The sequence below is a fragment of the Kribbella sp. NPDC055110 genome (assembly GCF_053607525.1).
The window spans coordinates 90,936-116,417 of sequence record NZ_JBSGTS010000012.1 but is presented as its reverse complement, the minus strand read 5'-3'; the positions used below and the strand labels follow the sequence as shown (position 1 = coordinate 116,417).

32 protein-coding genes are annotated in these 25,482 nt (G+C 68.8%); 18 read left to right on the top strand and 14 right to left on the bottom strand.

The features are described from left to right. The first annotated feature begins 12 nt into the window (after window positions 1-12). Window positions 13-1,401, top strand: a complete 1,389-nt coding sequence (locus ACWF0M_RS20590) for a WS/DGAT/MGAT family O-acyltransferase (RefSeq protein WP_452237290.1) — start codon at window positions 13-15, stop codon at window positions 1,399-1,401. On the opposite strand, the gene ACWF0M_RS20585 is transcribed toward ACWF0M_RS20590, so the two are convergent. Further along, window positions 1,398-2,030 carry a VOC family protein gene (locus ACWF0M_RS20585; protein ID WP_452237289.1) on the bottom strand — a complete coding sequence of 211 codons (633 nt, stop codon included), beginning with the start codon at window positions 2,028-2,030 and terminating at the stop codon, window positions 1,398-1,400. The two genes, ACWF0M_RS20590 and ACWF0M_RS20585, sit on opposite strands and share 4 nt — an antisense overlap. Window positions 2,031-2,085: 55 nt before the next feature. Continuing rightward, window positions 2,086-2,826 (bottom strand): hypothetical protein, encoded by a 741-nt coding sequence (locus tag ACWF0M_RS20580; protein ID WP_452237288.1) that lies wholly within the window; start codon window positions 2,824-2,826, stop codon window positions 2,086-2,088. An 87-nt stretch (window positions 2,827-2,913) separates the two neighbouring features. Between ACWF0M_RS20580 and ACWF0M_RS20575 the strand changes: the two genes are divergently transcribed. The 6 genes from ACWF0M_RS20575 to ACWF0M_RS20550 all read left to right on the top strand — a co-directional run bounded on the left by ACWF0M_RS20575 (window position 2,914) and on the right by ACWF0M_RS20550 (window position 7,445). Then, entirely contained in the window at window positions 2,914-3,846 is a 933-nt protein-coding gene (locus ACWF0M_RS20575; RefSeq protein WP_452237287.1) for a Ppx/GppA phosphatase family protein, read from the top strand. Next, on the top strand, window positions 3,843-4,706 hold the full coding sequence (locus tag ACWF0M_RS20570; RefSeq protein WP_452237286.1) for a sugar phosphate isomerase/epimerase family protein: 864 nt from the start codon (window positions 3,843-3,845) through the stop codon (window positions 4,704-4,706). Before ACWF0M_RS20575 ends, ACWF0M_RS20570 begins: the two co-directional genes overlap by 4 nt. After that, the gene (locus tag ACWF0M_RS20565) at window positions 4,703-5,293 is read left to right on the top strand and encodes a TetR/AcrR family transcriptional regulator (RefSeq protein WP_452237285.1); all 591 of its coding nucleotides are present in this window, start codon (window positions 4,703-4,705) and stop codon (window positions 5,291-5,293) included. The genes ACWF0M_RS20570 and ACWF0M_RS20565 overlap by 4 nt, the downstream gene beginning before the upstream one ends. Further along, window positions 5,293-5,862 (top strand): HDIG domain-containing metalloprotein, encoded by a 570-nt coding sequence (locus ACWF0M_RS20560; RefSeq protein WP_452237284.1) that lies wholly within the window; start codon window positions 5,293-5,295, stop codon window positions 5,860-5,862. Before ACWF0M_RS20565 ends, ACWF0M_RS20560 begins: the two co-directional genes overlap by 1 nt. Before the next feature lie 126 nt (window positions 5,863-5,988). Next, window positions 5,989-6,711: an ABC transporter ATP-binding protein gene (locus ACWF0M_RS20555; RefSeq protein ID WP_452237283.1), complete on the top strand. Its 723-nt coding sequence runs from the start codon at window positions 5,989-5,991 to the stop codon at window positions 6,709-6,711. Next, on the top strand, window positions 6,708-7,445 hold the full coding sequence (locus tag ACWF0M_RS20550; RefSeq protein ID WP_452237282.1) for an ABC transporter permease: 738 nt from the start codon (window positions 6,708-6,710) through the stop codon (window positions 7,443-7,445). The genes ACWF0M_RS20555 and ACWF0M_RS20550 overlap by 4 nt, the downstream gene beginning before the upstream one ends. A 303-nt stretch (window positions 7,446-7,748) precedes the next feature. Here the strand turns inward: ACWF0M_RS20550 and ACWF0M_RS20545 are convergent, their stop codons facing one another. The 3 genes from ACWF0M_RS20545 to ACWF0M_RS20535 all read right to left on the bottom strand — a co-directional run bounded on the left by ACWF0M_RS20545 (window position 7,749) and on the right by ACWF0M_RS20535 (window position 10,404). Continuing rightward, entirely contained in the window at window positions 7,749-8,789 is a 1,041-nt protein-coding gene (locus ACWF0M_RS20545; RefSeq protein WP_452237281.1) for a hypothetical protein, read from the bottom strand. A gap of 11 nt (window positions 8,790-8,800) precedes the next feature. Further along, entirely contained in the window at window positions 8,801-9,307 is a 507-nt protein-coding gene (locus tag ACWF0M_RS20540) for a SigE family RNA polymerase sigma factor (protein ID WP_452237280.1), read from the bottom strand. A 62-nt stretch (window positions 9,308-9,369) separates the two neighbouring features. Further along, complete coding sequence (locus tag ACWF0M_RS20535; protein ID WP_452237279.1) at window positions 9,370-10,404, bottom strand: DUF695 domain-containing protein; 1,035 nt, start codon at window positions 10,402-10,404, stop codon at window positions 9,370-9,372. A 69-nt stretch (window positions 10,405-10,473) separates the two neighbouring features. Here ACWF0M_RS20535 and ACWF0M_RS20530 point away from each other — a divergent pair, with 69 nt between their 5' ends. Continuing rightward, a complete protein-coding gene (locus tag ACWF0M_RS20530; RefSeq protein WP_452237278.1) occupies window positions 10,474-11,403 on the top strand; it encodes a proline dehydrogenase family protein in 930 nt (309 codons plus the stop codon). On the opposite strand, the gene ACWF0M_RS20525 is transcribed toward ACWF0M_RS20530, so the two are convergent. After that, complete coding sequence (locus tag ACWF0M_RS20525; protein WP_452237277.1) at window positions 11,404-11,946, bottom strand: hypothetical protein; 543 nt, start codon at window positions 11,944-11,946, stop codon at window positions 11,404-11,406. It lies immediately after the preceding gene. A gap of 105 nt (window positions 11,947-12,051) precedes the next feature. Here ACWF0M_RS20525 and proC point away from each other — a divergent pair, with 105 nt between their 5' ends. Further along, window positions 12,052-12,855, top strand: a complete 804-nt coding sequence (proC, locus tag ACWF0M_RS20520; RefSeq protein ID WP_452237276.1) for a pyrroline-5-carboxylate reductase — start codon at window positions 12,052-12,054, stop codon at window positions 12,853-12,855. A 61-nt stretch (window positions 12,856-12,916) separates the two neighbouring features. Then, window positions 12,917-13,543, top strand: coding sequence for a hypothetical protein (locus tag ACWF0M_RS20515; protein ID WP_452237275.1), 627 nt, complete (start codon window positions 12,917-12,919; stop codon window positions 13,541-13,543). A gap of 1 nt (window position 13,544) precedes the next feature. Here the strand turns inward: ACWF0M_RS20515 and ACWF0M_RS20510 are convergent, their stop codons facing one another. Beyond that, the gene (locus tag ACWF0M_RS20510; RefSeq protein WP_452237274.1) at window positions 13,545-13,979 is read right to left on the bottom strand and encodes a pyridoxamine 5'-phosphate oxidase family protein; all 435 of its coding nucleotides are present in this window, start codon (window positions 13,977-13,979) and stop codon (window positions 13,545-13,547) included. Between the two features lie 50 nt (window positions 13,980-14,029). Between ACWF0M_RS20510 and ACWF0M_RS20505 the strand changes: the two genes are divergently transcribed. Together ACWF0M_RS20505 and ACWF0M_RS20500 are read left to right on the top strand one after the other, a co-directional pair. Next, complete coding sequence (locus tag ACWF0M_RS20505) at window positions 14,030-14,386, top strand: winged helix-turn-helix transcriptional regulator (protein ID WP_452237273.1); 357 nt, start codon at window positions 14,030-14,032, stop codon at window positions 14,384-14,386. 204 nt (window positions 14,387-14,590) lie between these two features. Beyond that, window positions 14,591-15,493, top strand: coding sequence for a TIGR03560 family F420-dependent LLM class oxidoreductase (locus ACWF0M_RS20500; RefSeq protein WP_452237272.1), 903 nt, complete (start codon window positions 14,591-14,593; stop codon window positions 15,491-15,493). On the opposite strand, the gene ACWF0M_RS20495 is transcribed toward ACWF0M_RS20500, so the two are convergent. The 4 genes from ACWF0M_RS20495 to ACWF0M_RS20480 all read right to left on the bottom strand — a co-directional run bounded on the left by ACWF0M_RS20495 (window position 15,479) and on the right by ACWF0M_RS20480 (window position 18,879). Next, window positions 15,479-16,225, bottom strand: coding sequence for an endonuclease/exonuclease/phosphatase family protein (locus ACWF0M_RS20495; RefSeq protein WP_452237271.1), 747 nt, complete (start codon window positions 16,223-16,225; stop codon window positions 15,479-15,481). The genes ACWF0M_RS20500 and ACWF0M_RS20495 overlap by 15 nt on opposite strands. Beyond that, window positions 16,222-17,190 carry a tryptophan--tRNA ligase gene (gene trpS, locus ACWF0M_RS20490; RefSeq protein WP_452237270.1) on the bottom strand — a complete coding sequence of 323 codons (969 nt, stop codon included), beginning with the start codon at window positions 17,188-17,190 and terminating at the stop codon, window positions 16,222-16,224. Before trpS ends, ACWF0M_RS20495 begins: the two co-directional genes overlap by 4 nt. 144 nt (window positions 17,191-17,334) lie before the next feature. Then, a complete protein-coding gene (locus ACWF0M_RS20485; RefSeq protein WP_452237269.1) occupies window positions 17,335-18,111 on the bottom strand; it encodes a hypothetical protein in 777 nt (258 codons plus the stop codon). Window positions 18,112-18,324: 213 nt separating this feature from the next. Then, window positions 18,325-18,879, bottom strand: coding sequence for a TetR/AcrR family transcriptional regulator (locus ACWF0M_RS20480; protein WP_452237268.1), 555 nt, complete (start codon window positions 18,877-18,879; stop codon window positions 18,325-18,327). An 85-nt stretch (window positions 18,880-18,964) separates the two neighbouring features. Between ACWF0M_RS20480 and ACWF0M_RS20475 the strand changes: the two genes are divergently transcribed. From ACWF0M_RS20475 to ACWF0M_RS20465, 3 genes are all read left to right on the top strand, one after another. Beyond that, on the top strand, window positions 18,965-19,276 hold the full coding sequence (locus tag ACWF0M_RS20475; RefSeq protein WP_452237267.1) for a hypothetical protein: 312 nt from the start codon (window positions 18,965-18,967) through the stop codon (window positions 19,274-19,276). A gap of 17 nt (window positions 19,277-19,293) precedes the next feature. Further along, window positions 19,294-20,469 carry an acetoin utilization protein AcuC gene (locus ACWF0M_RS20470; RefSeq protein WP_452237266.1) on the top strand — a complete coding sequence of 392 codons (1,176 nt, stop codon included), beginning with the start codon at window positions 19,294-19,296 and terminating at the stop codon, window positions 20,467-20,469. A gap of 119 nt (window positions 20,470-20,588) precedes the next feature. Beyond that, a complete protein-coding gene (locus ACWF0M_RS20465) occupies window positions 20,589-20,804 on the top strand; it encodes a helix-turn-helix domain-containing protein (RefSeq protein WP_012923942.1) in 216 nt (71 codons plus the stop codon). Window positions 20,805-20,969: 165 nt separating this feature from the next. On the opposite strand, the gene ACWF0M_RS20460 is transcribed toward ACWF0M_RS20465, so the two are convergent. Continuing rightward, entirely contained in the window at window positions 20,970-21,830 is an 861-nt protein-coding gene (locus ACWF0M_RS20460; protein ID WP_452237265.1) for an alpha/beta fold hydrolase, read from the bottom strand. 54 nt (window positions 21,831-21,884) lie between these two features. On the opposite strand from ACWF0M_RS20460, the gene ACWF0M_RS20455 reads away from it, so the two are divergent. Continuing rightward, window positions 21,885-24,095 (top strand): AfsR/SARP family transcriptional regulator, encoded by a 2,211-nt coding sequence (locus ACWF0M_RS20455; RefSeq protein WP_452237264.1) that lies wholly within the window; start codon window positions 21,885-21,887, stop codon window positions 24,093-24,095. Here ACWF0M_RS20455 and ACWF0M_RS20450 read toward each other — a convergent pair. Continuing rightward, window positions 24,092-24,307, bottom strand: coding sequence for a hypothetical protein (locus tag ACWF0M_RS20450; RefSeq protein WP_452237263.1), 216 nt, complete (start codon window positions 24,305-24,307; stop codon window positions 24,092-24,094). The two genes, ACWF0M_RS20455 and ACWF0M_RS20450, sit on opposite strands and share 4 nt — an antisense overlap. Window positions 24,308-24,409: 102 nt before the next feature. Here ACWF0M_RS20450 and ACWF0M_RS20445 point away from each other — a divergent pair, with 102 nt between their 5' ends. After that, window positions 24,410-24,583, top strand: coding sequence for a hypothetical protein (locus ACWF0M_RS20445; protein ID WP_166680057.1), 174 nt, complete (start codon window positions 24,410-24,412; stop codon window positions 24,581-24,583). 23 nt (window positions 24,584-24,606) lie between these two features. Here ACWF0M_RS20445 and ACWF0M_RS20440 read toward each other — a convergent pair whose 3' ends face one another. Next, entirely contained in the window at window positions 24,607-25,266 is a 660-nt protein-coding gene (locus ACWF0M_RS20440) for a class I SAM-dependent methyltransferase (protein WP_452237262.1), read from the bottom strand. 110 nt (window positions 25,267-25,376) lie between these two features. Here ACWF0M_RS20440 and ACWF0M_RS20435 point away from each other — a divergent pair, with 110 nt between their 5' ends. After that, entirely contained in the window at window positions 25,377-25,478 is a 102-nt protein-coding gene (locus ACWF0M_RS20435) for a 30S ribosomal protein bS22 (protein WP_008356322.1), read from the top strand. The last annotated feature ends 4 nt before the right edge of the window (window positions 25,479-25,482 follow it).

Here is a 25,482-nt window from a genome sequence, read left to right as displayed (position 1 = left end):
GAGGTGAGGACCGTGACCGTTGTCGGCCCGCTGGATGCGATGTTCCTGGGTGGGGAGTCGCGGGAGCAGCCGATGCATGTCGGTGGGCTGATGTTGTTCGAGCTGCCGGAAGGGGCCGGGCGGGACCACGTGTTCCCGGAGTCCTCGCGGGACTTCGTGTCGCGGCTGTACCACGAGATGGTCGGAGCCGCCGAGGTGAATCCGGTGTTCGCACGCCGGGTGCGGAACCGGCCGGTGGACCTTGGCTACTGGTCCTGGGAACAGGACGACGAGATCGACCTGGAGTACCACGTCCGGCTGTCCGCGCTGCCGCGTCCCGGGCGGTACCGCGAGTTGTTCGAGCTCACCAGCCGCCTGCACGGGACGCTCCTCGACCGGCACCGCCCGCTGTGGGAGATGCACCTGATCGAAGGCGTCGAAGGCCGCCGGTTCGCGATCTACAGCAAGATCCACCACTCGATGATCGACGGCGTCACCGCGCTGCGCTGGATGCAGGACACCCTCACCACCGACCCGACCCGTACCGGTATGCCGGCCACGTACGCGCTGCCGCCGAAGGCCGCCGCGCCGCGCCCGGAGACCGGTTGGCTGCCGGCCATGGCCAAGGTGCCAGGCGACGCGCTGAAGACGCTGGCCGGCCTCGCGGGCCTCCCACTGGCCGGCGTGAAGAGCCTGCTGCACTCGACGATGCCGTTCCAGGCGCCGCGGACGATCTTCAACCAGCCGGTCACCGGCGCACGGCGGTTCGCGGCGCAGTCGTGGCCGATCGAACGGCTGGAGAAGGTCCGGGCGATCACCGGCGCGACGCTCAACGACGTACTGCTGGCGATGTGTTCAGGGGCCCTGCGCAACTATCTGCTCGAACTGGACGCGTTGCCGGACAAGGCGCTGACCGCGATGGTGCCGGTCTCGTTGCGTACGTCGGGCGACGCGCCCGGAGGCGGGAACTCACTCGCCACGCTGATCGCCGACCTGGCCACCGACCAGGCGGATCCCGAGCGCCGGATCCGCCGGATCATGGCGTCGACCGCCCACGGAAAACGTGTTCTGTCCGACCTCAGCCCGCTGCAGAACCTGATCGTCGGCGCCCTCGGCTTCGGCGTCGCCGGCCCCGCCGCGGTCCTTCCGGGCGTCGCCGCTCACACGACACCGCCGTACAACGTGGTCATCTCGAACGTGCCCGGCCCCGCCGAGAGCCCGCTCTACTGGAACCGCTCCCGCCTGCTCGGTCTCTACCCCGCGAGCATCGTCCTCAACGGCCAGGCTCTGAACATCAGCGTCACCAGCTACGCCCACGAACTCCACTTCGGCCTGATCGGCTGCCGCCGCACCGTCCCGCACCTGCAACGCATGCTCGGCCACCTCGAGACGTCCCTGACGGAGCTCGAGAGTATCTACTAGAGGCGAACGATCCCGTTCGGCGTGGTGAAGACGGCGGCGACCAGGCCGGGCTGGCCGTTCGGGCCGACCCAGGCGACGTCGAGGTCGTCGAGAAGGTGATCCGCGGGGTGACCGATCCAGTCGGTGACCCGGCTCGGGTCGCCGGCGATCTCCAGACCGGACAGCTTGATGTCCTTGCCGCCGATCGACGGGTGCTCGGCGAGGTCGTCCCAGTGGATGAAGAACGGTAGCTGCGGGTCCGCGATCAGGCCCTTCACACCGATCTGCCGCCAGGTGAGGTTCAGCCCATCGGGGCGGTGCCGGTTGCCGGGGACCGCCTGCCGGCCGAGGCGCTTCTCCATCCGCTCCATGTCGCGGACCGCCACCACCCAGCCCAGCCAGCCGCCGCCGAGCTCCTTGCGGGCCCGGACCGCCTGACCGAACGGCGCCTTGTCGGACGCCGGGTGGTCGAGCACGTCGACCACCTCGATGTAGCGGTCGTTCTCCAGCGGCAGGATGTGGTTCACGGTGCCGAACCGCGGGTGCACCCCGCCGTCCACGAATTCAGCTCCGAGCAGCGTGGACAACCGCTCGACAGTGGCCGCATAGCCATCGGGCCCGGCCGCGTACGACAGATGATCCAGACGCATGGCAGTCATTCTTGCCCCCCGCACCGACAAATGCGGCGGAGGGGGTGTCGTCAGCTCACTTCGACGCGGGATGCGGCAGCAACGGCCGCGCTGCCTCCAGGCGCTGACGGCACAGATCGGCGAGTACGTCGTACGCCTTGAGACCCATCAGCGTCTGCAGTTCGACCTTGCTCGACTCGAACACCGGCTCGACCGCGATATGCGCCTCGGTGTTACCCGTGCAGTACCAGTCCAGGTCGTGCCCGCCCGGTCCCCAGCCGCGCCGGTCGTACTCCCCGATCCCGACCTCGGTGTACGACGTACCGTCCGGGCGCTCCACCTCGCGGAAGGTCCGCCGGATCGGCAACTGCCAGCAGACGTCCGGCTTGGTCTCGACGAAATGTACGCCGCGCTTCAACGCCAGCCCGTGCAGCGCGCACCCGGCGCCGCCCTCGAACCCCGGCCGGTTCAGGAAGATGCACGCACCCTCCCAGACCCGGGTCTTGCGCTCGCCCTCGTCGTCGGTCTCGACCCAGCCGTTGCTGCGGCCTTCCTTGCGGAACTGCCACTCGTCCTTGCCGAGCTCCTTGGCGTACTTCTTCACCCGCTTCTCGTCGTCGGCGTCGGAGAAGTGCGCACCGAGGGTGCAGCAGCCGTCGTTCGGGCGGCCCTTGTAGATCCCCTGGCAGCCACCGCCGAAGATGCAGGTCCAGTTGGACGTCAGCCAGGTCAGGTCGCAGCGGAAGACCTGGTCGGGGTCGGCGGGGTCGGTGAACTCGACCCAGGCACGGGGGAAATCGAGAGAAACCTCAGGCACCTGGAAAGCGTACGCGCAGGACCCGTCGATCTGTGAACGAAGACTCCGGAACGCGCTCGTACTCCGGTTGTCCAGTAGCGTGAGGGTATGCGGCTCGGCGTACTCGACGTGGGATCCAACACTGTCCATCTGCTCGTGGTGGACGCGCATCGCGGTGCCGCGCCGCTTCCGGCGTACTCGCACAAGATCGAGCTGCGACTGGCCGAGCACCTGGACAAGGACGGCAAGATCGACCAGTCCGGTGCCGACGGGCTGGTCGCGTTCACCAAGCAGGCGGTCGAGCTGGCCGAGGACAAGGGCTGTGAGTCGGTGCTCGCATTCGCCACCTCGGCGCTCCGCGAGGCGCCGAACGGCGAGAAGGTGCTGAGTCGGGTCCGGAACGAGACCGGCGTGGACCTCGAGGTGCTGAGCGGCGAGGACGAGGCCCGGCTGACCTTCCTCGCGGTACGGCGATGGTTCGGCTGGTCCTCCGGGCGCCTGGCGGTGTTCGACATCGGCGGCGGCTCGCTGGAGATCGCGGCCGGGTCGGACGAGCAGCCGACCGTGGCGGAGTCCGTCCAGCTCGGCGCGGGCCGGCTGACCCGCGAGGGACTGACCGCGGACCCGCCGGACAAGGACGAGGTCCGGGCGCTGCGTCGCCGGATCCGGATGGAGCTGGCCGCGGTCGCCGGTCCGGTCCTGCGGGCCGGTAAGCCGCAGCGTTCGGTTGCCACCAGCAAGACCTTCCGTTCACTGGCCCGGATCGCCGGCGCCGCGCCCTCCGCCGACGGACCGTACGTGCCGCGCACGCTGAACCGGGCCGACCTGAACGAGTGGATCCCGAAGCTGACCAAGATGACGGCCGCCGAGCGGGCCGCGCTGCCCGGCGTCTCGGCCGGTCGCGCGTCCCAGCTGACTGCCGGCGCCCTGGTCGCCGACGCCGTGATGGACCTCTTCGACCTGCCCGCGCTCGAGGTCTGCCCGTGGGCCCTGCGCGAAGGCGTCATCCTGTCCCGGCTCGACCAGCTCCAGCCCCGATGAACCCCCGTACGACCGCGAAGATCGGCCTGTCCACCGCCTCCGTCTATCCCGAGTCCACGGCGAGCGGCTTCGAGCTGGCCGCCCGGCTCGGGTACGACGGCGTCGAGGTGATGATCGGCATCGATCCGCTGAGCACCCAGATCGACGCGATCAAGCGGCTGATCGACTACCACCAGCTGCCGGTGCTCGCGATCCACGCCCCGACCCTGCTGATCATGCAGCGCGTCTGGGGGACCGACCCGTGGAGCAAGCTCGAGCGCAGCGCCGAGGCCGCGAAAGAGCTCGGCGCCGACGTGGTCGTCGTACACCCGCCGTTCCGCTGGCAGCGGGACTACGCGCGCGGGTTCGTCGAGGGGATCGCCCAGCTAGAGGCCCAGACGGGCGTGACGCTCGCGGTGGAGAACATGTACCCGTGGCGCGCGCCCGGCCGCGACCTGCAGGCGTACGCGCCGAGCTGGGACCCGACCGAGCAGGAGTACGCGCACACCACCCTCGACCTGTCGCACGCGTCCACCGCCGAGCAGGACTGTGTCGAGCTGGCCGCGACGATGGGCAACAGCCTGACCCACGTGCACCTGACCGACGGCACCGGCTCCGCGAAGGACGAGCACCTGGTCCCGGGGCGCGGCACGCAACGCGCCGCGGACCTGCTGACCGTCCTCGCGCAGCAGGACTTCCGCGGGCACATCATCATCGAGATCAACACCCGCCGCGCGACCAGCCGCTCCGAGCGTGAGGTCGACCTGGTCGAGTCGCTGGAGTTCACCCGCAAGCACTTCGTCCGACCTGGAGCCTCCCGGTCCCGACGGACGCCGTTCGCGGTCACCCCGGACGGTGAGATCTCGGAGCTGACCCAGTGACAGCTACCGGCCGTACGCCGGGACGCCGCCCAGGGGGACCGGATACCCGGGGCGAGATCGTGAAGTCGGCTCGGGAATCCTTTGCGGACAAGGGATTCGCGGCCACCTCGATCCGCGCCGTCGCACGGCACGCCGGGGTCGACGCGGCGCTCGTGCACCACTACTTCGACAGCAAGGACGAGCTGTTCATCGAGGCGATGGCGATCCCGGTCGACCCGCGCCGGATCGCCGCGCAGATCGTCGACGGGCCCTTGGACGAGATCGGGCGCCGGATCGCCACCGTGTTCCTCGGCGTCTGGGAGTCGCCGGACGGGCAGCAGCGGATGAAGGCGCTGTTCCGCAGCGTCGTCACCAGCGACGAGGTGGCGCGGATGATGCGCGAAGGCATCACCCAGATGATCATCCAGCCCATCTCCCAGGTGCTCGACGTACCCGATGCGCAACTGCGGGTCGGCCTGGTCGCCACGCAACTGGTCGGCGCCGCGATCGTCCGGTACCTGGTCGGGCTCGAACCGGTCGCGTCCATGGACATCGAGACGCTGATCGACCGATTGGCGCCGGTTCTCCAGCTGCACCTGACCGGTTGATGGAGATCCCGACCGACGGCGAGATCCTCGCGCTGCACCGGGAGTACGCGCCGAGCCGAGAGGCTTTCGAGCTCGTCCATGAGCACTGCCGTCTGGTGTGCTCGATCGCCGAACAGTTCTTCGCCGGCGTGGACCTCGACACCGACCTGGTACGTGCGGGCGCGCTGCTCCACGACATCGGCGTGTACCGCCTGGAGTCGACGGCGTACGTGCGGCACGGCGTACTGGGGCACTCGTTGCTGTCGTCCCTCGGGTTCCCGGTCGAGTTGTGCCGGTTCGCGTCGTGTCACACCGGTGTCGGGATCACGCGCGACGACGTGGTGCGCCAGTCGCTGCCGATCCCAGTCGACGACTACCTCCCGCGGACGCCGGAGGAGGAACTGGTCCTGTACGCCGACAAGTTCCACAGCAAGCGACGGCCACCGGTGTTCCTGACCGGCGACACGTACGCCGCGGAGGTCGCGCGCTTCGGCACAGACAAGGTGGCGCGGTTCGCCGCCCTCCGGTCCCGCTACGGCGACCCGTCACTGGCCGCGCTGAGCAAGACCACCGGCTACTGCATCGTCTAACGACAGGAGGTAGTGCCTCCACGGTGGAGCATGCCCGCGGGGTGTCGTCGTGAATGGGCCGAAATCGCGGACTACCTCCTGTCGTTGGCTGTTGCCAAGGTCCGTCGTGCGCGCTAAATTCATCACATGATGAAAACCGCGGTGAGCTGCCGTGACGTCGTCGTGGTGCGCGGCGACCGGGAGGTGCTGCACGGGGTCGGGTTCGACCTCCGGGCCGGGTCGGTGACCGGGCTGCTCGGGCCGTCCGGCTGTGGCAAGACGACGCTGATCCGCGCGATCGTCGGCCTGCAGGCGCGGGTGACCGGCGACGTGTCGGTCCTCGGGCTGCCGGCCGGTGCGCCGAAGCTGCGCGGCCGGATCGGGTACGTGACGCAGGAGCCCAGTGTGTACGGCGATCTGACCGTCACCGAGAACCTACGCTTCTTCGCGGCGGTCCTCGGAGTCCCGTCGTCCGATGTAGAGCGGGTCGTCGAGGCGGTCGATCTCACGTCGCACGCGGACGCCCGGGTCGACCAGCTGTCCGGCGGTCAGAAATCGCGCGCCTCGCTGGCCGCCGCACTGCTCGGCAGCCCGGAGCTTCTGGTGTTGGACGAACCAACGGTCGGCCTGGATCCCGTGCTGCGCCGCGATCTCTGGAACCTCTTCCACCAACTCGCCGACGCCGGCGCGACGCTGCTCGTGTCGAGCCACGTCATGGACGAGGCCTCGCGGTGCGACCGTCTCCTCCTGATGCGGGACGGCGAACTGCTCGCCGACGACACCCCTCAGGACCTGCTCCTGTCGGCGGGGACCAGCGACATCGAGCAAGCGTTCCTCACCCTGATCGACCGGAAGGCTGGTGCGCGATGACGCCGCGTGTGACGTTTGCCGTAGCCGCCCGAGTTCTTGCCCAGCTGCGGCGGGACCACCGGACGGTGGCGATGCTGATCGTGCTGCCGGCGTTGCTGGTCAGCCTGATGTGGTGGATGTTCACCGACTCCCCGATGGTCTTCGACCGCGTCGGCGGTCCGCTGCTCGCGGTGTTCCCGTCGATCATCATGTTCGTCGTCACGTCGGTCGCGACGTTGCGCGAACGGTCGAGCGGGACGCTCTCGCGGCTGTTTACGATGCCGATGGGGAAGCTGGACTTCCTGCTCGGGTACGCGCTTGCGTTCGCACTAATCGCCGTCGTCCAGGCGCTCGTCGTGGTCTCGATCGCCTTGTATCTCTTGGATCTGAACATCCAGGGCGCCGCCTGGCAGCTCGGCGTGGTCGCGGTTCTGGACGGGGTGCTCGGTACGGCGCTGGGCTTGTTCGCGAGCGCCTTCGCGGCGACCGAGTTCCAGGCCGTGCAGATGATGCCGGCCGTGATGATCCCGCAGATCCTGCTGTGCGGCCTACTGGTCCCACGCGATCAACTACCCACAGTCCTCCACGCCCTGAGCGACGTACTGCCACTGTCCTACGCAGTAGACGCCGTCCTAGGAGTTGCCAAAGGCAACGGCTTCACCACCGGCACAGGCACCGACACACTGGTCGTCCTCGCCTTCATCCTCGCGGCGTTAGGACTGGGCGCGGCGACGCTCAAACGCCGTACCGCTTGAGACTCAGCCCAGTCCGGGGCTGGGACATCCGTTGCTCGGCAATGCGCAGCACCCTACTGATCGCCGAGGTCAAAGCCGCAGGAGCCGCGTGGGGCCGAACCACAGTCCGTCAGCCGGATTCCTCAGAACGGCGTACCGCCTGAGGAATCCGGCGCGCGCCGGGGCTTTACTCGCCGAAGAGCCAATCGGTTTTTGCTGGTGGGGACCACCGGTAGTAGGTGGGGTCGGCGAAGGGGCGATCCGATCGTCCGGACCGCGCCGTCGGCGTACACATTCGGTACGACGCTCCGCGCGCCGTCACCGCTACTGGATGACCTTGACGATCTTTCCGGCGCGGTCGTACGCCGCGATCTTCGCCCGCTCCTTCAACTTGTAATTGTTCGAGGTCCGCCAGGTGAAGGCGAACCAGCCGCCTTCGCCGACCGGCACCTGGTAGACCGGTCCGGTTCCGATCCGCATTCGGACCGTCGTGGCGGCCTTCGAGGCGACCCGGCCCCAGCCGATCGCCTCCCAGCCGGTGCAGATCTGGCCCGTGCAGCCTTGGCCGCGACCGCTGCCGCCGGCGGCCGAGTACATGGCGGAGCGGGCCGACTTGTCGGCCGGGTTCAGAACCGGGTCGTCGCCGCCGAGCTTGGTCAACGTCGCGAACGTCGTGGTGCGTTCGAAGTAGCCCATGGCCCCCTTCTCCGCGGTCAGTTCGCACTCGGCGACCTTCTGGCCGGTGGGCGAGATCGCAACCAGGGCGGCTCGGCCTGCCGTCTTCGACTCGTCGACCGCCACGACCTGCCAGCCGGTCAGGTCGACCCAGGCCAGCACCGAACAGTTCCGGAGCTTGTCCGCGGTGCTCTTCGGTAGCGGGTCCTTTGCGGCTGCTACGACCAGCTCGGCCGATGGCTTGTCGCCACCGGGGATGATGCAGTCGGTGCCGTCCGCGCCCATCTTGAACTCGTACATCGCGAGATGCCCCGACCTCGCCGTACCTGTGCCCTGGAGCTTTCGCGTCTCCTTCGGGTTCCGCAGGGCGCAGCGGCGCTCGGCTTCCTCGTGCGTGATCCGCTGGTCCGCGGACTCCTCGCCGCGCGGCACACCCGGCACCGGACTGAACTGCTCCGGCGGGTTGCTCGCGACGCCAGGTTGGCTGTCGGCCGAGCTCAGGTTCGGCAGCAGGCTCGCGCCGATCGCGATTACCGCGACACCCGCTACCGCCCCGCTCGCGCCGATCAGTTTGCGGCGCCGCCTGCCGCGACGGCCGCGCTCCAGCAGCCGGCGGGTGTCCAGCGGGTCCATCGCCTCCGACTCGGCGAGTCGGTGGAGTTCGGCGCTGACCTCTCGTACGTCTTCCATCTCGTTCTCCTTCACAGCGCCCGGCTCGTCCGCCGCTGGTCGATGGCTCGTCGGAGAGTGTCGAGACCACGTGCCGCCTGGCTCTTCACGGTTCCCGTGGAACAGCCGAGGATCTCCGCGGTCTGCTCGACGGACAGGTCCTCGTAGTACCGCAGTACGACGCACGCCCGTTGCCGAGGCCCGAGCGACTGAAGCGCCGCCAGTACCTCGTCCCGGTCGGCATGCCCCGCCGCGAAGTCGTCGTACCCGACCTCATCCGGTACGTCGGCGGTCATCACCTCCCGCCGCCACGGCCGCCGTTTCCCGTCGTACGCCGCGTTGACGACCATCCGGCGTGCGTAGGCGAACGGGTTACTCACCCGCCGTACCTTCGGCCAGGCCAGGTACAGCTTGTACAGCGCGTCCTGGACGACGTCGTCGGCCCGGTGCCGATCGCCCGACACCAGAAACGCGGTCCGCCGCAGAGCCCCCTCCGCCCCTTCGACGAACTCGACGAATTCCCGGTCCCGCTCAACCATCCGAGCCTCCACTCTCCATCTCCCCCTCAAGACGAAAAGCCCGACGCCCGAGGTTGCACCTGTCAGCCGGAGAGGTGGGTGACGTTGTGCCAGGCGGGGTCGGGGGTGGTGGTGAGGGTGACTTTGCCGTGGGGCCAGCCGGTGGTGGCGGCTTGGAGTTGGGCGTCGGCGGGGGTGGTGCCGTCGGTGTAGTAGTGCAGGATGCGGGTGCCGGCGGAGGTCTCGTGGGCGAGGAGGTTGCCGGAGCCGCCGAGCCGGTCGGTGAGGTGGTCCTCGAACGCGCGGAGCTCGTCGAGCATCTCGGACTCGGGAAGACCGTCGTCACGCACCACGGGATAGCTGATCGACACGGCGACATGCGTGTCGAGGTGCGGCCGCCGGATCGAGCGCAACGGGTACTCGGCCGTCGCGATCACCCGCTGACCGTCGCGCGTACCCTCCAACATCTTCCACGCCGGACTGCCGTCCTCGAGCGTGTGCTCGGCAGCAAACCCAGCCACCGCAGGCAACAACTCCATCACCGGTACGGCGTCGTCGGGCGCCGCCGGTAGCGTGTCGATCGCGCCGACCCACGTCTCCACCATCTCCTCGCCGAGCACCAGATCGAGGATCAGGAACGTCACCCGCCGCTGCACGTCCACCGACAGCGACGAGAAGACAGGATGGTGTACGCCGACGTGCACCGACGCCGAATCCGGTTCGATCGACACCACGGACTCGTCGACCGCGACCGGCGGGAGCCCCTCGAACTGGATCGTCACCGCGGGCCCGGGCCGGCGCAGGTCGGCGTACTCCCAGGTCTGGTCGGACGGCGGGGCAGCGCGTAACCAGCGGCGAGCGACCGCGCGCTGCGCCGGATTGCCGGCGGCTGTGACGATCAGCACATGCTGAGCGTGCAGGCCGGGGCCGAGCTCCCACTCCAGATCCCGGTGGATGCGGGCGACCCGCTCGTTCAGTTCCACGTTCGCATCGGTCGGCTCCCGGCGGGCGACGGCGTCCGCGACGCTCGCTGCACCGGCGCTGGACCACCAGGACCAGAACGCGCCGATCGGGTCGGCCTCCACGGCCTTCCGGCGGCGACGCTTGAAGATGGGCATGGCCGCATCTTCCACCAAGCAGGGGTGCGACCATCGAACGAGTAACCCTGGGTTGAGGAGGAACACATCGTGCTTCGGCGAGTTCTGCTGGGCGTGTCCCGCAGCCCCCAGATCAAGAAGGCTGTGTCGTCACTGCCTGTGTCCAGTGGCATCGTCGCCCGGTTCGTGGCCGGTGAGACCGCTCCGGAGGCCGTGCTGGCCACCGAGAAACTTGTCAGCAACGGATTGAACGTCACCCTCGACCACCTCGGCGAGGACGTGACCGATCTGGCTGCGGCGGGCGCGACCGCCAACGCGTACCTGGACCTGCTGAGGAAGCTCTCCGCGGCCGGCCTGACGAAGCACGCCGAGGTCTCGGTGAAGCTGTCCGCCGTCGGCCAGGCGCTCGCGGGCGACGGCGAGAAGATCGCGCTGGAGAACGCGCGGACCATCTGCCTCGCGGCCCGCAACGCCGGTACGACGGTGACGCTGGACATGGAGGACCACACCATGACCGACTCCACGCTGGGGATCCTCCGCGAGCTGCGCCAGGACTTCCCGGAGACGGGTGCGGTCCTGCAGGCGTACCTGCGCCGTACCGAGGCCGACTGCCGCGACCTCGCGTACGCCGGGTCCCGCGTCCGCCTGTGCAAGGGCGCGTACAAGGAGCCCGAGTCGGTCGCGTTCCAGGAGAAGCGCCAGGTCGACAAGGGCTACGTCCGCGCGATGAAGGTCCTGATGAACGGCGACGGCTACCCGATGATCGCGACGCACGACCCGCGGCTGATCTCGATCGCGGGCGCGCTGGCCGACCGCGCGCACCGCAAACCGGGCAGCTACGAGTACCAGATGCTGTACGGCATCCGCCCCGAGGAGCAGCTCCGCCTGGCCGGCCTTGGCCACACGGTCCGCATCTACATCCCGTACGGCGAGGACTGGTACGGCTACCTGGTACGCCGCCTCGCCGAGCGCCCCGCCAACCTGCAGTTCTTCGCCCGCTCGTTGATCAGCAAGAAGTAATCAGCACGCATAGCCGTACTGCGTGCCGTACCAAGCGCTCCAGCCCGTGAAGTTGCGGGTGTCGCCGTCCTTGAGCTCGTACATCTCCCAGCGGACGCACTTGCCTTCGATGTGGTCGTAGTTGCACTTGCCCCAGCCCTGAGCGGACGGGAGCGCCTGGCAGTACCGGTCCTTGCCGTAGTTGGTCTGTACGTGCACCACGGCCGCCCAGCCGTTGGCGATGCCGTCGACAACCCACTGGTCGTCACCGACCCACTGGTAGCAGGTGGCGCCGATCTCGTAGCCGTAGAGGATGCAGTGGTCGACGGGCGCTGTGTAGGAAAAGCCTGCTGTCGACATCGTCGCGGGGGCGACCGCGCTGGCCATGGTCGGATTGGTCAGCGTCCCGTTGACGCCGTCATCGGTGTCCGTGTCGGCGTCGGCGGCCTGCAGCACGGCGGCTGCTCCACGGGTGATCGTGGCTTGTGCGGCGGTGGCTTGGGTAAGGCCACTGATCAGCAGGAGCGCGGCAGCAGGGACGGCGAGAGCGCGCGGCATACGCATGGACGGGTCCTTCTCTCGGGGCGGAGGGGCGGGAGAGGAGAGCCTATGTCCCGGTACCTGGGCAGCGGGACCGGGATCTGGGCAGTTCGTCGTTAGTCTGTGGGCATGAGTACAAAGGTGGCCGTTCTCGGGGCCGGAGTGATGGGGGAGACGTTGTTGTCCGGGCTGATTCGGGCCGGGCGGCGACCGGAGGACCTCCTGATCACCGAGCGCCGGGAGGAACGTGCCGCCGAACTGCGCGAGCGGTACGGCGTCGACGTCGTGTCCAATGTGGACGCGGCGAAGCAGGCGGACACGCTCGTCCTGGTCGTGAAGCCGCAGGACATGCCGGATCTGCTCGCCGAGATCGCCCCGGCCGTGCAGCCGACCCAGACCGTGATCTCCCTGGCGGCCGGTATCACCACCGGCTTCGTCGAGTCGCGGCTGCCGGAAGGCGTTGCCGTCGTACGCGTCATGCCAAACACCCCCGCCCTCGTCGACGAGGGGATGGCGGCGATCTCCCGCGGCGCGCACTGCGACGAGAGCCACCTTGAGCTGGCCGAGAGCCTGCTCGCCGCGACCGGTCGCGTGATCCGGGTGCCGGAGAAGCAGCAGGACGCGGTGACCGCGGTCTCCGGCTCCGGGCCGGCGTACATCTTCTTCGTCGTCGAGTCGATGATCGAGGCCGGCGTCCACATGGGCCTGCCGCGCAGTACGGCGACCGAACTCGTCGTACAGACAGTGGTCGGATCCGCGAAGCTGCTGCGCGAGACCGGCGAACACCCGACCGTACTGCGGGAGCGCGTGACGTCCCCGGGCGGTACGACGGCTGCCGCGGTCCGCGAGCTCGAGGACCACAAGGTCCGCGCCGCGTTCCTGTCCGCGATCGAGGCCGCCCGCAACCGTTCGCGCGATCTGGCTGCCGAATAACACCTGTCGCGTGGGTGGCGTTATGGTTGGGCGCCGAGGTTTCCTGCCATGTTCGAGGGATATGAGTTCGCCCATGGGTAACGGTTCGGTCGAGCCGGCGACGACGCCTGCGCAGGATGAGGATCGGCCTGCGCACCATCAGGAACGGCCCGCACAGCTTCAGGAACGCGAGGTGCCGCCGCTTCCGTGGCGAGTGCCGCTGGATCCGGCGCCGTGGTGGGCATGGGCGCTGTTCGTGCTGCCGTTCGTCGTCGTACCGGCGTTGAACTCGTGGCTCTGGATGGGTGCCCGCGACATGCTCGCGGTCGGTCTGCTGACGATCATCGGAGCGTCGGTCGTCCGCGTCGCCGGCGGCGTCGTGCTCTACCGCGTCGAGTTGTTCCCGAGCGGCCTGAAGGCTCGCACCAGCATGCTGATCCGCAGCCTCGCCTGGCAGGACGTCGGCAAGATCGAGGTCGGCGACGACAACGTCGTACTCACCCGCGGCCCGGACGAGCACGAGATCAACGGCATCCCGAAGGACCGCACCGCCGAGGTCGCCGCGGTGATGGAGGTCCTGCGCGAGCAGTCCCTCGAGGTCAAGGTCCAGCGCCACCGCCCGCGCCCCGGCATCGGCACCCTCCTCGTCCTGCTCTACGTCGTCGTCTCGATCGGCGCCTTCCTGCTCCGCTGGCACATCGTCATCTGAGTCACTTGGCGGCCCACGGGCCTTCACCGCTCACCCGCTCCACGGTCACCCGGGCGATCACCCCGGTGTCCCAGATCCCCTCGCCGAACGGGAACTCCGGCAGACCCAGGTAGCGCTGCGTCTCGCGATCCATCAAGGCCTTGTACTCGCGCGGAATCCCCGGCCCGTCGAGTTTCGCCGTACCGCGCAGCACCAGGTACTGCGTGATCCCGCGCGAGCTCACCTGGTCGTCCTGGATCAGCAGCGTCACCCGCGGATCGCGGAACAGGTTGCGGGTCTTGCGGTGCGGCGCCTGGATCCCGATCAGGATGTCGTCGGCGTCGCGTTCGACCCACACGAGCGAGGCCTGCGGCGAGCCGTCCGGGTCGACGGTGACGATCGTGACGTTCTTCGGCTCTTCGAAGAGCCGCTGCGCGCTGTCCGGAATTGTGCTCATGTCACGGAACGCTAGGTACTGCCGTGGGAACCACTGGGTACCCTGGCGCTGTGTACGGTGTGGAACCTGGTGACGTCTTTCTCGCCGATTGCCCGGCCCGGCTCGCGGTCGAGGTGATCGCGGACAAGTGGGCCGTCGTCGTCCTGTGGGGCCTCAACGACCACGCCCGCAGGCACTCTGAGCTGATCGAACTGATCGGCGGGATCTCGAAGAAGGTCCTCACCCAGACCCTTCGCCGGCTGCAAGCGAACGGCCTGGTCACGCGGACCGACCACGGCGGTGTCCCGCCCCGCGTCGAGTACGCCCTGACCGACCTCGGCCGCACCCTGATGGGCCCGGTCCGGATGCTCACGGAATGGGCAGAACAGAACGGAGACGCAATCCTCGCCGCCCAAGAGTCCCCGTAACCCCCACCTGATCCTCCACGGCCCACCGCGGCCACCCACCGCCGAACACGTCCCCGCCGCGTCTCGGGGACAGGCCGAGTGGACATGACTTGGGGAGGATCTTGTCCCGATTTGAGCAGGCGATCCTCCCCAGATCCGGCTCCTGGGGCGCCCGGCCGGCGGAACAGGACGGTACGTCGGGGCGGGCGAACGTAGGGTCGTGTCATGGACTTTTCTTTGTGGCCTGCGGCCTCCCGGAACTGGCAGGGCGTGCTCGAAGGTGCTGAGTACGCCGAGCGGACCGGATGGCACGGCGTGTGGATAGCCGACCATTTCATGCAGAACGGGGACGACCTGAGCATCCCGGTCAACGAGGTACTGGCGCTGATCGCGGGGATCGTCGCGCGGACCGAGCGGGTGCGGGTCGGCTCGATGGTGCTCGGGAACACGTACCGGCACCCGGCCGTGGTCGCGAACGCGGCCGCGACGATCGACCAGATGGCGAACGGGCGGTTCGTGCTCGGGATCGGCGCCGGCTGGCAGATCAACGAGCACGAGGCGTATGGCATCGAGCTGCCGCCGATCGGCTCGCGCCTCAAGCGTTTCGAGGAGGCCTGTCAGGTGATCAAGGGCCTGCTCACCCAGGAGCGGACGACGTTCGACGGCAAGTACTACCAGCTCACCGACGCGCCCTGCGAACCGAAGCCGGCGCACCTCCCGATCCTGATCGGGGCGTCCGGAGAAAAGGTTGCCCTCGGCATCGTTGCGAAGTACGCCGACGAGTGGAACCACTGGGGCCGCCCGGAGCTGGCTGCGCAGAAGGGGGAGGTCTTCGCGAAGCACTGCGAGCGGATCGGCCGCGATCCGCAGTCGGTACGGCGTTCCGCGCAGACGTTCCTGGAGGTCGTCGTACCGGGGGACACCGAGGCGCTCGAACGCAAGCAGCGCCTCGAGGACCGCGGCGCGCACGTGATCATGGGATCGGCGCAGGAGGTCCTCGACGTGGTCGCCCAATACCCAGCAGCCGGCATCGACGAACTCCTCGTCCCAGACGCATTCCTCGGCAACGGACAGCGCCGCTTCGACGCGCTCGAGCGCCTGCGCGAAGAGGTACTAGCGAAGATCTAGGGTCGCGACTACGGGCCAGTGGTCGCTGGGGAGCTGGCCGTCCGGGCGGTGGTGGGAGACGGCTGCGTCGGTCACCGTCCAGGTTGGACTCACCAGGATGTGATCGATGCGGTCGTCGTCGACCGCGCCGGTGAAGTCGTGCCAGGTCCCGCCGGCCTTGATCGGTACGGCGAGTGACAGGCCGGAGTCGACGAGGGATTTGACTGGCGGCGAGTCGGGGGTCGCGTTGAGATCGCCCATCACGATCCACGGGATCGATCCGCTGATCCAGCGCGCGATCAGCCGCGACGACTGCAGTTGCGCGACCTCGCCCGCGTGGTCGTAGTGCGTGTTGACGACGCCGATCGTCGTACCGTTGCGGTGCCGCAGCCAGACCAGGGTCGCGACCCGGGTCAGGTCGGCGTCCCACCCGATCGATCCCGGCGCTCCCGGGTCGTCGGACAGCCAGCGCGTCTCCTGCCGCTCGACGCGCCATTCGCCGGGCCGGACCAGGACGGTGGCGTGCTCACCCGCGTTCATGCCGTCGTCCCGGCCGGCGCCGGCGATCTCGTACTTCGGGAACCGCCAGCGCAGGTACTCGAGCTGGTCGGGCAACACTTCCTGCAGCCCGACCACGTCCGCGTCCAGGTGTTCGATCGCCGCCACCGCCGCCCTCCGCCGTACCGGCCAGGCGTTGTCGCCGTCGGGCGCGGAGGAGTTGCGGAGGTTGAACGTGGCGGCGCGGATCCTCATGGCGTAGATCCTGCCAAACCCATGGCCCGGGTCGCTGCCTGGAGTCGGGGAGTGCTCGCCTCGAGCGCCCGGTCCCGGCCCTGTGCGAGCAGGTTCTCGATCGCGCCCGGGTCGGTCGCGAGCCGCGCGTACTCCTTCTGCAGCGGCTCGATGACGGCCAGGACCGCGTCCGCGACGTCCTGCTTCAGTGCGCCGTACGACGCGTAGGCCTTCGCGAGCTCGACCGGATCGCCGTCGGTGCACGCCGCGAGGATCTCCAGCAGGTTGGTGACGCCCGGCTTGGCCGCCTCGTCGTGCCGGACCTCGTTGCCGGAGTCCGTCACGGCGCGCATGATCTGCCGGCGGATCACGTCCGGCGGGTCGAGCAGCCGGATCGTGCCGACCGCGTCGTCGGCGTCGGACTTGCTCATCTTCGCGGTCGGGTTCGCCAGGTCCTTCACCCGCGTCGCCAGCGCCGCCTTGTTGAGCTGCGGTACGACGAACGTCTCGCCGTACTCGCGATTGAACCGGATCGCGATGTCGCGGGCCAGCTCGACGTGCTGGTCCTGATCGCCGCCGACGGGGACCCGTTCAGCGCCGTACAGCAGGATGTCCGCGGCCATCAGGCACGGGTACGTGAACAGCGACGCCCGCGTCATCGGGCGCCCGTTGCCCTTCTCCTTGTACTGGATCATCCGGGACAGCTCACCGACGTACGACGTGCACTCGAGCAGGTACGCGAGCTGCGCGTGCGTGGGTACGTCGGACTGGACGAAGACTGTGCCTTCGGGGACACCGGCGGCGAGCATCAGCGTCGCGAACTCGCGGGTCAGCGTGGCGAGTCTTCGGGGATCGTGCCGGGTCGTCATCGCGTGCAGGTTCGCGACGAAGTAGAACCCGTCCGGGTCGGTGAACCGGCGCAGCGCGCCGAGGTGGTTGCCCAGCGTCAGACGGCCGGACGGGGTGATGCCGGAAAGCGAGGTCATGATCGTGCCCTTTCGGTGGTTGGAGGCCCCACCGAGGACATAAGAAGAGGCCGCCTCGGCGAGACGGCCTCATGGATGCGTGCGAACACGCCGGGTGGACCGCCCTAGGCGGCCCACCACAGCTGCAAGTTCGTGTTCACGTGGTCAGGATACCAGCGACTGGACGATCAGCTCGTTGCGCGCGTCCTGGCCCAGCGGCACCGTCGGGTGTACGCCGTCGCGCAGGTAGTTGGTCAGCCGGTACGGCTTGACCCAGAGCCACTCGGCCCAGCGGATGATCTTCAGGTTCGGGTACTTCTCCTGCTGGTCGTACAGCTGCATGTTGAGCCACGAGCTGTTGCGCTGGTCGGCGAGCTGCACGGCCGCGGTGACGCTCTTGCGGACGACCTGGATGTTGACCCAGTACAGGCTCCGGTTCTGGCCGACGATGCCGACCGCACGGGCGACCTCGGCCGCGAACTTCGGCGGGTCGAAGATGTCGTTGGACCCGCTCGCGATCAGGATCCGGCGCGGCAGGCCGTATGTCGACGCCCACTGCTGCAACGCGTCGACCGCACCGGAGGTGGGCCGGCTGGACCAGTTGTTGACGGCGAGCTGGGTGCCGTTGCGGTTCAGCAGCCGGATCGCCAGCGCCTTGCCGTCCTGGACGGAGATGCTGTCTCCGAACATGAAGACGCCGTTGGTGTCGCGGGTGTGCTGGATCTGCGCCGGGGTCGAGATGGCGCGCTGCGCGCCGGCCCAGGAGCCGAGCACGCCGGAACCGTACGGTCCGGTGGACGACGTGGTCGTCGCGAACTCGGTGGACTCTGCCGAGGACAGGGACGCCGTAGTGGCGGATGCGGTTTCGGTTGAGGCGGCCACGGTGGCGGCAGCCGCAGCCGCCGCTCCTACCGTGAAGATCTGCCGCCGGTTGGGTTTCATTTGCCTCACCGGAGAACTCTGGCCGCCGGCACCCGTACTCGCAAGTCCGAATCTCACTGTCCGCAGTCGGGTGACGGCACGATCGGGCCAGAAATTGCGGCTTTTCTGTCAGCGACTGCAAATTCTGTAACGCTTTGCAGTCCGCCGCCGATGAATCGACTGTTGGACCACTGGCGGGCCGGCGCGACCTGGGAGGGGTGCCGCGCCGCCCGTCTAGTTGTGCCCGGCCTCTTCCGTCAGCTGCTCGATGAGCGGTCCGGCGACCGCCATCAGCTCGTCGGGCGGTACGTCGAGACCGTCCAGCCTGACCAGGTGCCGCGAGATCACCAGTCCGAGAGTCAGTGCGCCGATCACGCCGGACCGCACCAACGCGTCGTCCCCGGGCAAGTGCGCCGCCACCTGCCGCTGCTGCGCTGTCATCGCGGCCCGGACCTCTGCGGCTGCCTCCGGATGCGTGAACATCGCGCGCAGTGCGGCGAGCGCTGCCGTCGGCTCGTCGGCCAGCTTCTCGGTCAGAGCAGCGGTCAGCTGTTCCGCGATCTGCTCCGGCGAGCCCTCGATCGGCCCGTCCGCGGGGATCGCGGCCGCCTGCGCGAACAGTTTCTCCTTCGATCCGAAGTACCGCATCACCAGCCCGGGGTCGCTGCCGGCCCGGGTCGCGACGGCGCGGATCGTGGTCCGGTCGAACCCGTGCTCGCCGAACAGTTCCCGGGCCGCCGTCAGGATCCGGGCCTCTGTCCGGCGGCGCTGCTCCACCCTGGTCGTCACGGCCGTCAGTCTACGCATGTTGACCCAGTGTGGGTGGGTGTTCTATCTTTCAGTCAACACATGTAGACCGAAATAAGGAGCACCGATGATCCAGGCGATCGTGCTGACCTTGCTGGCCGGCTTGATGGGTACCAACGGCATCCCGCACTTCATCGCCGGCATCACCGCCCGCGAGTACCCGAACCTGACCGGCAACTCGCCCACCAACAACGCCGTCGGCGGTCTCGCGGCGTTCGCGATCGCCGGCGCACTGCTCGTGCCCGCACACGTCGGCGACCACCAGCGGGCGGCGTTGGCCGCCGGCGCACTGGGCGTCGTCGCGATGACCGTCTTCCATGCCCGGCGAGGTGCTTACCGGATGAGTGAGAGGTTCGGGAAACCCCTACCGGAGTCGTGAAGGTTATGGTCAAGGGCATGAGTGGTGAGGCGTTGCTGGTGTTCGACGACGGGTTGACGGCGTACGACTTCGGCCGTGGGCACCCGATGAGTCCGATCCGGGTGGAGCTGACGATCAAGCTCGCCCGCGAGCTCGGCGTCCTCGACCAGCTCAAGGTCGTGCCCGCTCCGACCGCCGACGACGCGCTGCTCGAGACCGTGCACACCGCCGAGTACGTGGCCGCGGTCAAACGCGCGGGCGAGCACCCCGAGGACGCCGATCCCGCGCACGGACTCGGTACGTCGGACACGTACTGCTTCCCGCACATGCACGAGGCCTCCGCGCGGATCGCCGGCGCCTCGGTCGAGGCTGCCCGCGCGGTGTGGGAGGGCGATGTGCTCCACGCCGCGAACGTCGCCGGCGGCCTGCATCACGCGATGCCCAACCAGGCCAGCGGATTCTGTGTCTACAACGACCCGGCGATCGCGATCCAGTGGCTGCTCGACCACGGCGCCGAGCGGGTCGCGTACGTGGACGTGGACGTTCACCACGGTGACGGCGTACAGACCGTCTTCTACAACGACCCGCGCGTCCTGACCGTCAGCCTGCACGAGTCACCGACCACGCTGTTCCCCGGCACCGGAAGCGCCGGGGAGACGGGCGGACCGGGCGCCGAGGGTACGTCGGTCAACGTCGCGCTCCCGCCCGGGACCGGCGACGCAGGCTGGTTGCGGGCGTTCCACGCGGTCGTCCCCGACGTGGTGAAAGCATTCCGTCCCAGCGTCCTGGTCACGCAGCACGGGTGCGACTCACACGTCGAGGATCCGCTGGCCCACCTGACGAAGACGATCGACGGGCAGCGTGCGGCGTACCTGGCCCTGCACCAGCTCGCGCACGAGGTGGCCGACGGGAAGTGGATCGCCACGGGTGGCGGCGGGTACGCGATCATCGACGTCGTACCGCGGGCCTGGACGCACCTGCTGGCAATCGTCGCCGGCCACCCGATCGACCCCGCTACGGCGGTGCCGGAGACGTGGCGCGAGGAGGTCCAGCTGCGGTTCGGGCGGATCGCGCCGGTGCGCATGACGGACGGCCGCGACCCGTCGTACGTCGACTGGTCGAGCGGCTACAACCCCGACACCTGGCTCGACCGCTCCATCAAGGCGACCCGCGACGCGAGCTTCCCTCTGCTCGGCCTCGATCCTTCGTATTGAGTCACACGAGTCCCCCTCTTTCCCATTCGTACCAACAGCCACTACGCTCGGTCCATGCACGGACGGAGGTGCCGGAGGGGAAGCCGGCGCACGATCCGTGCTGGAAGTGCGGTGCGCAAATGGCATCAAAGAAGTCCGGTGGTGAGCAGCCGCTCGCCGAGGTGAAGTTCCTGACCGTGGCGGAGGTCGCCACGGCCATGCGCGTGTCCAAGATGACTGTGTACCGGTTGGTGCACTCCGGTGAGCTGCCCGCGGTGCGGGTGGGTCGTTCGTTCCGGGTGTCGGAGGACGCCGTGCACGACTACCTCAAAGGCGCCTTCTTCCAGGCCGGATAACCACGAGAAGCAAGGCGGCCGGATCCACCCCAGGACCGGCCGCCTCGCCACGCCCGCGCCAACCAACGGTGCTGTGCACAGGAACCGGGTGCTGTGCACAGGAACTGGGGCGTGTGCACCCGTAATAACCTGTCCACCGCCCCCGCCACGCGGGTCCAGCACCCGTCAGCGGCTGAGCAGCTGGCGGATGGCCGTGCTGATTTCGGCGGGGTTCTGCTCCGCCATGAAGTGACCCGACGTGGTGGTGTGGTGCCGCAGGTCGGCTGCCCAGCTCTTCCACCGCCCCTCCGCGTCGAAGCCGAGCGCGGCGCCCCAGTCCTGCTGGATCACCGTCACCGGCATCCGCAGCTTGTTGCCCTGGGCAAGATCAACCTCGTCGTGCGTGACGTCGACGGTCGCCGACGCGCGGTAGTCCGCGACGATCGACGGCACCGCCTGCCGACAGGCCTCCAGGTACGCCGCGCGCACGTCGGACGGGATCGCCGCGGGATCATTCGCCCACTGATCGAGGAAGTACCCGAAGAACTCGTCCGAGCTGGCCGCGATCATCCGCTCCGGCAACCCGACCGGCTGCGCCATCAGATACAGGTGGAACCCGACCGCCGCGCTCGCACCGTGCATCACGTCCCACATGTCGAGCGTCGGCAGCACGTCCAGGCACATCAGATGCGTCACCACGTCCGGGTGATCAAGCCCCGCCCGAAACGCAACCAACGCGCCCCGATCGTGCCCGACCAATGCGAACTGCGAATGCCCCAACGCACCCGCCACCGCGACAACATCCGCAGCCATGGTCCGCTTCGAGTAGCCCTCGACCGGCTTGTCACTTGCGCCGTACCCCCGAAGATCCGGACAGATCACCGTGTGATCCACCGCCAACTCGCGCGCAACCCGCCGCCACATCAAATGCGTCTGCGGAAACCCGTGCAACAACACCACCGGCGCCCCCGAGCCGCCAACCGCAACATTCAGCACCACACCATCTGCCCCCGGGACCCGCTGGTACTCAAAGCCTTCAATCTTCATACCGCCCAGCGTCGCCGCTCCGGATGAGCATCCGATGAGCGCTACCGTGGCCGAGTGGAGTTCGGCGTACTGGGTCCGGTGGTCGCCTGGTCGAACAAACCGACCGACCTGAACGCGGCACGGCTTCGGGTGGGGGATCCTGTCGACCTGGAGCCGGTTGACCTGAAGGGGCCGCGGCATCGTGCTGTGTTGGCGCGGCTGATCGTGGCGCGGGGACGAGTCGTACCCGCGCAGGTGTTGGTCGACGACCTGTGGATCGACCCGCCGGCGGGCGCGCTGAGCGCCGTACGCACGTTCGTGTCCGCGCTAAGACGAGCAATCGAGCCAGACCGGGCGCCACGCGAACCACCCCAGCTACTGGTGACCGCAGGCCCCGGCTACGCCCTGAAGACCTCAAACATCGACGCCTGGCACTTCGAAACAGCCGTACGAGCGTCGCGCCCGAGAGACGCGTCAGCGGTCCGAGCGTCTGCCGTGAGTGGCGGGTCGGCGGGGACTGCGCTACCGGCGGAGGAGCGGTTGGCCGAGTTGTTGGCTGGGTTGGGGTTGTGGCGCGGGCCGGCGTACGCCGAGTTCATGGACGAACCGTGGGCGATGGCCGAACGAGCACGACTGACCGAACTGCGGCTGCACGCGGTGGAACAGATCGCGGAAACGCGCCTGGAGTTAGGCCTCGCGGCGGAGGCAGTAGCGGACCTCGACGCCCATGTCACCGAACACCCGTGGCGCGAGGACGCCTGGCGCCTGCTGGCCCTCGCCCTGTACCGGAGCGAGCGCCAGGGTGACGCCCTCGCCGTACTCCGTCGCGCCCGAGAAACCCTGGCAGGCCAGCTCGGCCTCGACCCCGGCCCCACCCTCACCCGCCTAGAAACCAACATCCTCAACCACGCCACCCACCTCATCCCAACCGCCCATCTCAACCAGCCCACCGATCTCACCCCGGCCGCGCACCTGCCCCCGGCCGCACATCCCACCCAGTCCACCCACCTCACCCCGGCCGGGCACCTCACCCCGGCCGCACATCCCACCCCGGTCGGGAGTGTGTGGGCGGAGACAACTGCGGCGTACGACCGTGCTGTCGGTGGGTCGCGTGCTCGGATCGAATCGACCGTTGGGCTGCTCCGCAACCTCGCGGTCACCGGCGGCGGTGGACTGGAGGCTGCTCGTCGGCAGCGGCTCGCAGCCGTCGCCGCGGCCGAGGAGCTAGGCGACCGCGACCTCACCGCCCGGGTGATCGGCGCGTACGACGTACCCGCGATCTGGACCCGCTCAGACGACGAGGCGCAAGCAGCCGCGATCGTGGCCGCCGCCGAACGCGTCCTGCCGACCCAGGACCACCCAAGTATCCGCGCACGGCTCCTCGCCACCATCGCCCTCGAGTCCCGAGGCTCCCACGCACCGCGAGCAGACAAGCCAGCCTCCGAGTCCCGCGCACCGCGAGCAGACAAGCCAGCCTCCGAGTCCCGCGCACCGCGAGCAGACAAGCCAGCCGTCGAGTCCCACGCACCGCGAGCAGACCAGGCAGCGTTCGAGTCTCGCGCATCGCGAGTGGGTGAGGCCTCGCTCGAGGCAGGTGTGTCGCAGGCACGCGAAGCGGCGATTGAGGCTGTGGAGCTTGCGCGGGGGCTTGATGATCCTGCGTTGCTGGCGTTTGCGTTGAACGGCCTGTTCATGCAGACCTGCTACCGCGCCGGCCTCGCGTCAGAGCGGGACGCGATCGGCGCCGAGCTCGTCACGCTCTCGCAGCGCCACAACCTCTTTACCTATGAGGTTCTCGGCCACCTGATCCGCCTGCAATCGGCCTGCGCACGAGCCGACCACACCACCGCCGACGAACACGCCGCAGCCGCCGATGCGCTCGCCGCCCGCCACGAACTCCCGCTAGTCGCCGTCTTCACCCGCTGGTACGCCGCCCTCCGCGACGACACCCCCGAGTCGTACCGCGCCGCAGCCACCCTCCTCGACGGCGCGGGCATGCCCGGCCTCAGCGACGGTCTCCTCCCGCTGGCGTTGGCCGCGCACGCCGTACGCCATGGCGGACCAATCCCGAACGCTGACTACGGTCCGCATGCCCCGTGGGTGCACGGATCGCCGGATCCGCCGCCCGGCCTACTGTTCGAGGCGTACTGGGCCCTGACCGCCCACAGCACCCAGGACCCCGAGCTGCTCGCGAAGGCACAAGCCGCGCTGGCCCCCGCGGCCGACGAACACGCAGCCGGCAGCGGCCTGCTCACCCTCGGCCCGATCGCCGACTACCTGCGTTAGAGGTCGTCCGGAGAACCGCTCTCGGACTTCCGATCGTCCTGCTGCCGCAGCTCGTGGTGCGACTGGTGCGCCGTCGTCCGGTACGCCTCTTCGTACGCCGCAAGCGCGCCGGCCACTCCCGACCCGCGACCGTTGCGCCTCGCCCACGTGGCGAACCACGTCAGCCCCGCGAGCACCGCGGCGAGCGCCACCAGAAACACCACGTAGGCCATTCCGCAACGCTACCTCGCAGTCCCAGCCGACTCCCAGGAATCTGGCAGGACCGTCGCAGACCGCGCGATCAGGATGGAATCACCAACCTGAAGGAGGCTCCGATGCCGATCCGAATCGTCAAGACCGTTGCCGTAGGCACCATTGCGACCCTGGGGCTCGCGGCCGTCGCCTTCACCCCCGCCGCCTACGCAAGCACCACCACGAAGACCGCTACGCCCCACCTGGCGGTCCTCCCCAAGCCGGTCGTACCGGTCGCGGTCCGCAAGGCCGCCTAAGGCGCCCGCACCGGCCACCGAATCTAACCCTTCCGCGCCCGCACCGCCAACGAATGCGGGATGTCCTGACCCGCAGGCTCCTCGAAGCGGTCGATGATCAAGCCGGTCGCGAGGATCGCGTTCAGGTACTCGGGCAGCGGGACGTGCCGCATGCCGATCCGGCGCCGGATGCCCTCCTCGCTCCACCAGGGCGACGCCTCGTGCCAACCGGATCGGCGGTACGTCGGATGCACGATCCGCGTACCGTCGTCGGCGTACAGGACATGCGGCCCGTTGAAGCAGGGATGTACGCCGTACGCGACGAGCACCCCATCGGGCCGCAGTACCCGGGCCGCCTCGAGCAGGACCGCGCCGAAGTCGTCCACATCGGTGGAGATCCACAGCGTGATCGCGGTGTCGAACGACGCGTCCGCGAACGGCAGCGCCGCACCGTCGCCGATCATCAGCGGACCGCCGGTCCTGGTCCGGGCGAGCCGCAGCTGATCACCGGAGAAGTCCAGCCCGACGACGCTGCGCCCGCTGGCGCGGATGGTCTCGAAGTTCCGCCCGGTGCCGCAGCCGATGTCCAGGCACGGCCCGGATCCGGGTCCGAGCAGCTCCAGCAGACCGGGTTGGTGGTCGTCGGAACCGAGCACGAAGCGTTCGTCGTACCACTCCGCCAGACCGTCGTACCGAGCCCGCATCCAGCCTCCCCAGGTAGGGTCCCAGTTTACTGGTGCAGCCTGCTTTAGGTCGGGACAGTGACCTACGGGTAAGCTTTGCCGACGTTCTCTTTGAGTTTGGATGGTCCGACGTGGGTTCCGTAATCAAGAAGCGCCGCAAGCGTATGGCGAAGAAGAAGCACCGCAAGCTGCTGAAGAAGACGCGGGTGCAGCGCCGCAAGCTCGGCAAGTAGTCCG

Coding starts and splice junctions, on each gene's coding strand:
- ACWF0M_RS20585 (WP_452237289.1), bottom strand. CDS start 2,030: ATGCGTCTGGATCATCTGTCGTACGCGGCCGGGCCCGATGGCTATGCG.
- ACWF0M_RS20575 (WP_452237287.1), top strand. CDS start 2,914: ATGCGGCTCGGCGTACTCGACGTGGGATCCAACACTGTCCATCTGCTC.
- ACWF0M_RS20570 (WP_452237286.1), top strand. CDS start 3,843: ATGAACCCCCGTACGACCGCGAAGATCGGCCTGTCCACCGCCTCCGTC.
- ACWF0M_RS20560 (WP_452237284.1), top strand. CDS start 5,293: ATGGAGATCCCGACCGACGGCGAGATCCTCGCGCTGCACCGGGAGTAC.
- ACWF0M_RS20555 (WP_452237283.1), top strand. CDS start 5,989: ATGATGAAAACCGCGGTGAGCTGCCGTGACGTCGTCGTGGTGCGCGGC.
- ACWF0M_RS20550 (WP_452237282.1), top strand. CDS start 6,708: ATGACGCCGCGTGTGACGTTTGCCGTAGCCGCCCGAGTTCTTGCCCAG.
- ACWF0M_RS20545 (WP_452237281.1), bottom strand. CDS start 8,789: ATGGAAGACGTACGAGAGGTCAGCGCCGAACTCCACCGACTCGCCGAG.
- ACWF0M_RS20540 (WP_452237280.1), bottom strand. CDS start 9,307: ATGGTTGAGCGGGACCGGGAATTCGTCGAGTTCGTCGAAGGGGCGGAG.
- ACWF0M_RS20535 (WP_452237279.1), bottom strand. CDS start 10,404: ATGCCCATCTTCAAGCGTCGCCGCCGGAAGGCCGTGGAGGCCGACCCG.
- ACWF0M_RS20525 (WP_452237277.1), bottom strand. CDS start 11,946: ATGCGTATGCCGCGCGCTCTCGCCGTCCCTGCTGCCGCGCTCCTGCTG.
- proC (WP_452237276.1), top strand. CDS start 12,052: ATGAGTACAAAGGTGGCCGTTCTCGGGGCCGGAGTGATGGGGGAGACG.
- ACWF0M_RS20515 (WP_452237275.1), top strand. CDS start 12,917: ATGAGTTCGCCCATGGGTAACGGTTCGGTCGAGCCGGCGACGACGCCT.
- ACWF0M_RS20510 (WP_452237274.1), bottom strand. CDS start 13,979: ATGAGCACAATTCCGGACAGCGCGCAGCGGCTCTTCGAAGAGCCGAAG.
- ACWF0M_RS20500 (WP_452237272.1), top strand. CDS start 14,591: ATGGACTTTTCTTTGTGGCCTGCGGCCTCCCGGAACTGGCAGGGCGTG.
- ACWF0M_RS20495 (WP_452237271.1), bottom strand. CDS start 16,225: ATGAGGATCCGCGCCGCCACGTTCAACCTCCGCAACTCCTCCGCGCCC.
- trpS (WP_452237270.1), bottom strand. CDS start 17,190: ATGACCTCGCTTTCCGGCATCACCCCGTCCGGCCGTCTGACGCTGGGC.
- ACWF0M_RS20485 (WP_452237269.1), bottom strand. CDS start 18,111: ATGAAACCCAACCGGCGGCAGATCTTCACGGTAGGAGCGGCGGCTGCG.
- ACWF0M_RS20475 (WP_452237267.1), top strand. CDS start 18,965: ATGATCCAGGCGATCGTGCTGACCTTGCTGGCCGGCTTGATGGGTACC.
- ACWF0M_RS20470 (WP_452237266.1), top strand. CDS start 19,294: ATGAGTGGTGAGGCGTTGCTGGTGTTCGACGACGGGTTGACGGCGTAC.
- ACWF0M_RS20465 (WP_012923942.1), top strand. CDS start 20,589: ATGGCATCAAAGAAGTCCGGTGGTGAGCAGCCGCTCGCCGAGGTGAAG.
- ACWF0M_RS20460 (WP_452237265.1), bottom strand. CDS start 21,830: ATGAAGATTGAAGGCTTTGAGTACCAGCGGGTCCCGGGGGCAGATGGT.
- ACWF0M_RS20450 (WP_452237263.1), bottom strand. CDS start 24,307: ATGGCCTACGTGGTGTTTCTGGTGGCGCTCGCCGCGGTGCTCGCGGGG.
- ACWF0M_RS20445 (WP_166680057.1), top strand. CDS start 24,410: ATGCCGATCCGAATCGTCAAGACCGTTGCCGTAGGCACCATTGCGACC.
- ACWF0M_RS20440 (WP_452237262.1), bottom strand. CDS start 25,266: ATGCGGGCTCGGTACGACGGTCTGGCGGAGTGGTACGACGAACGCTTC.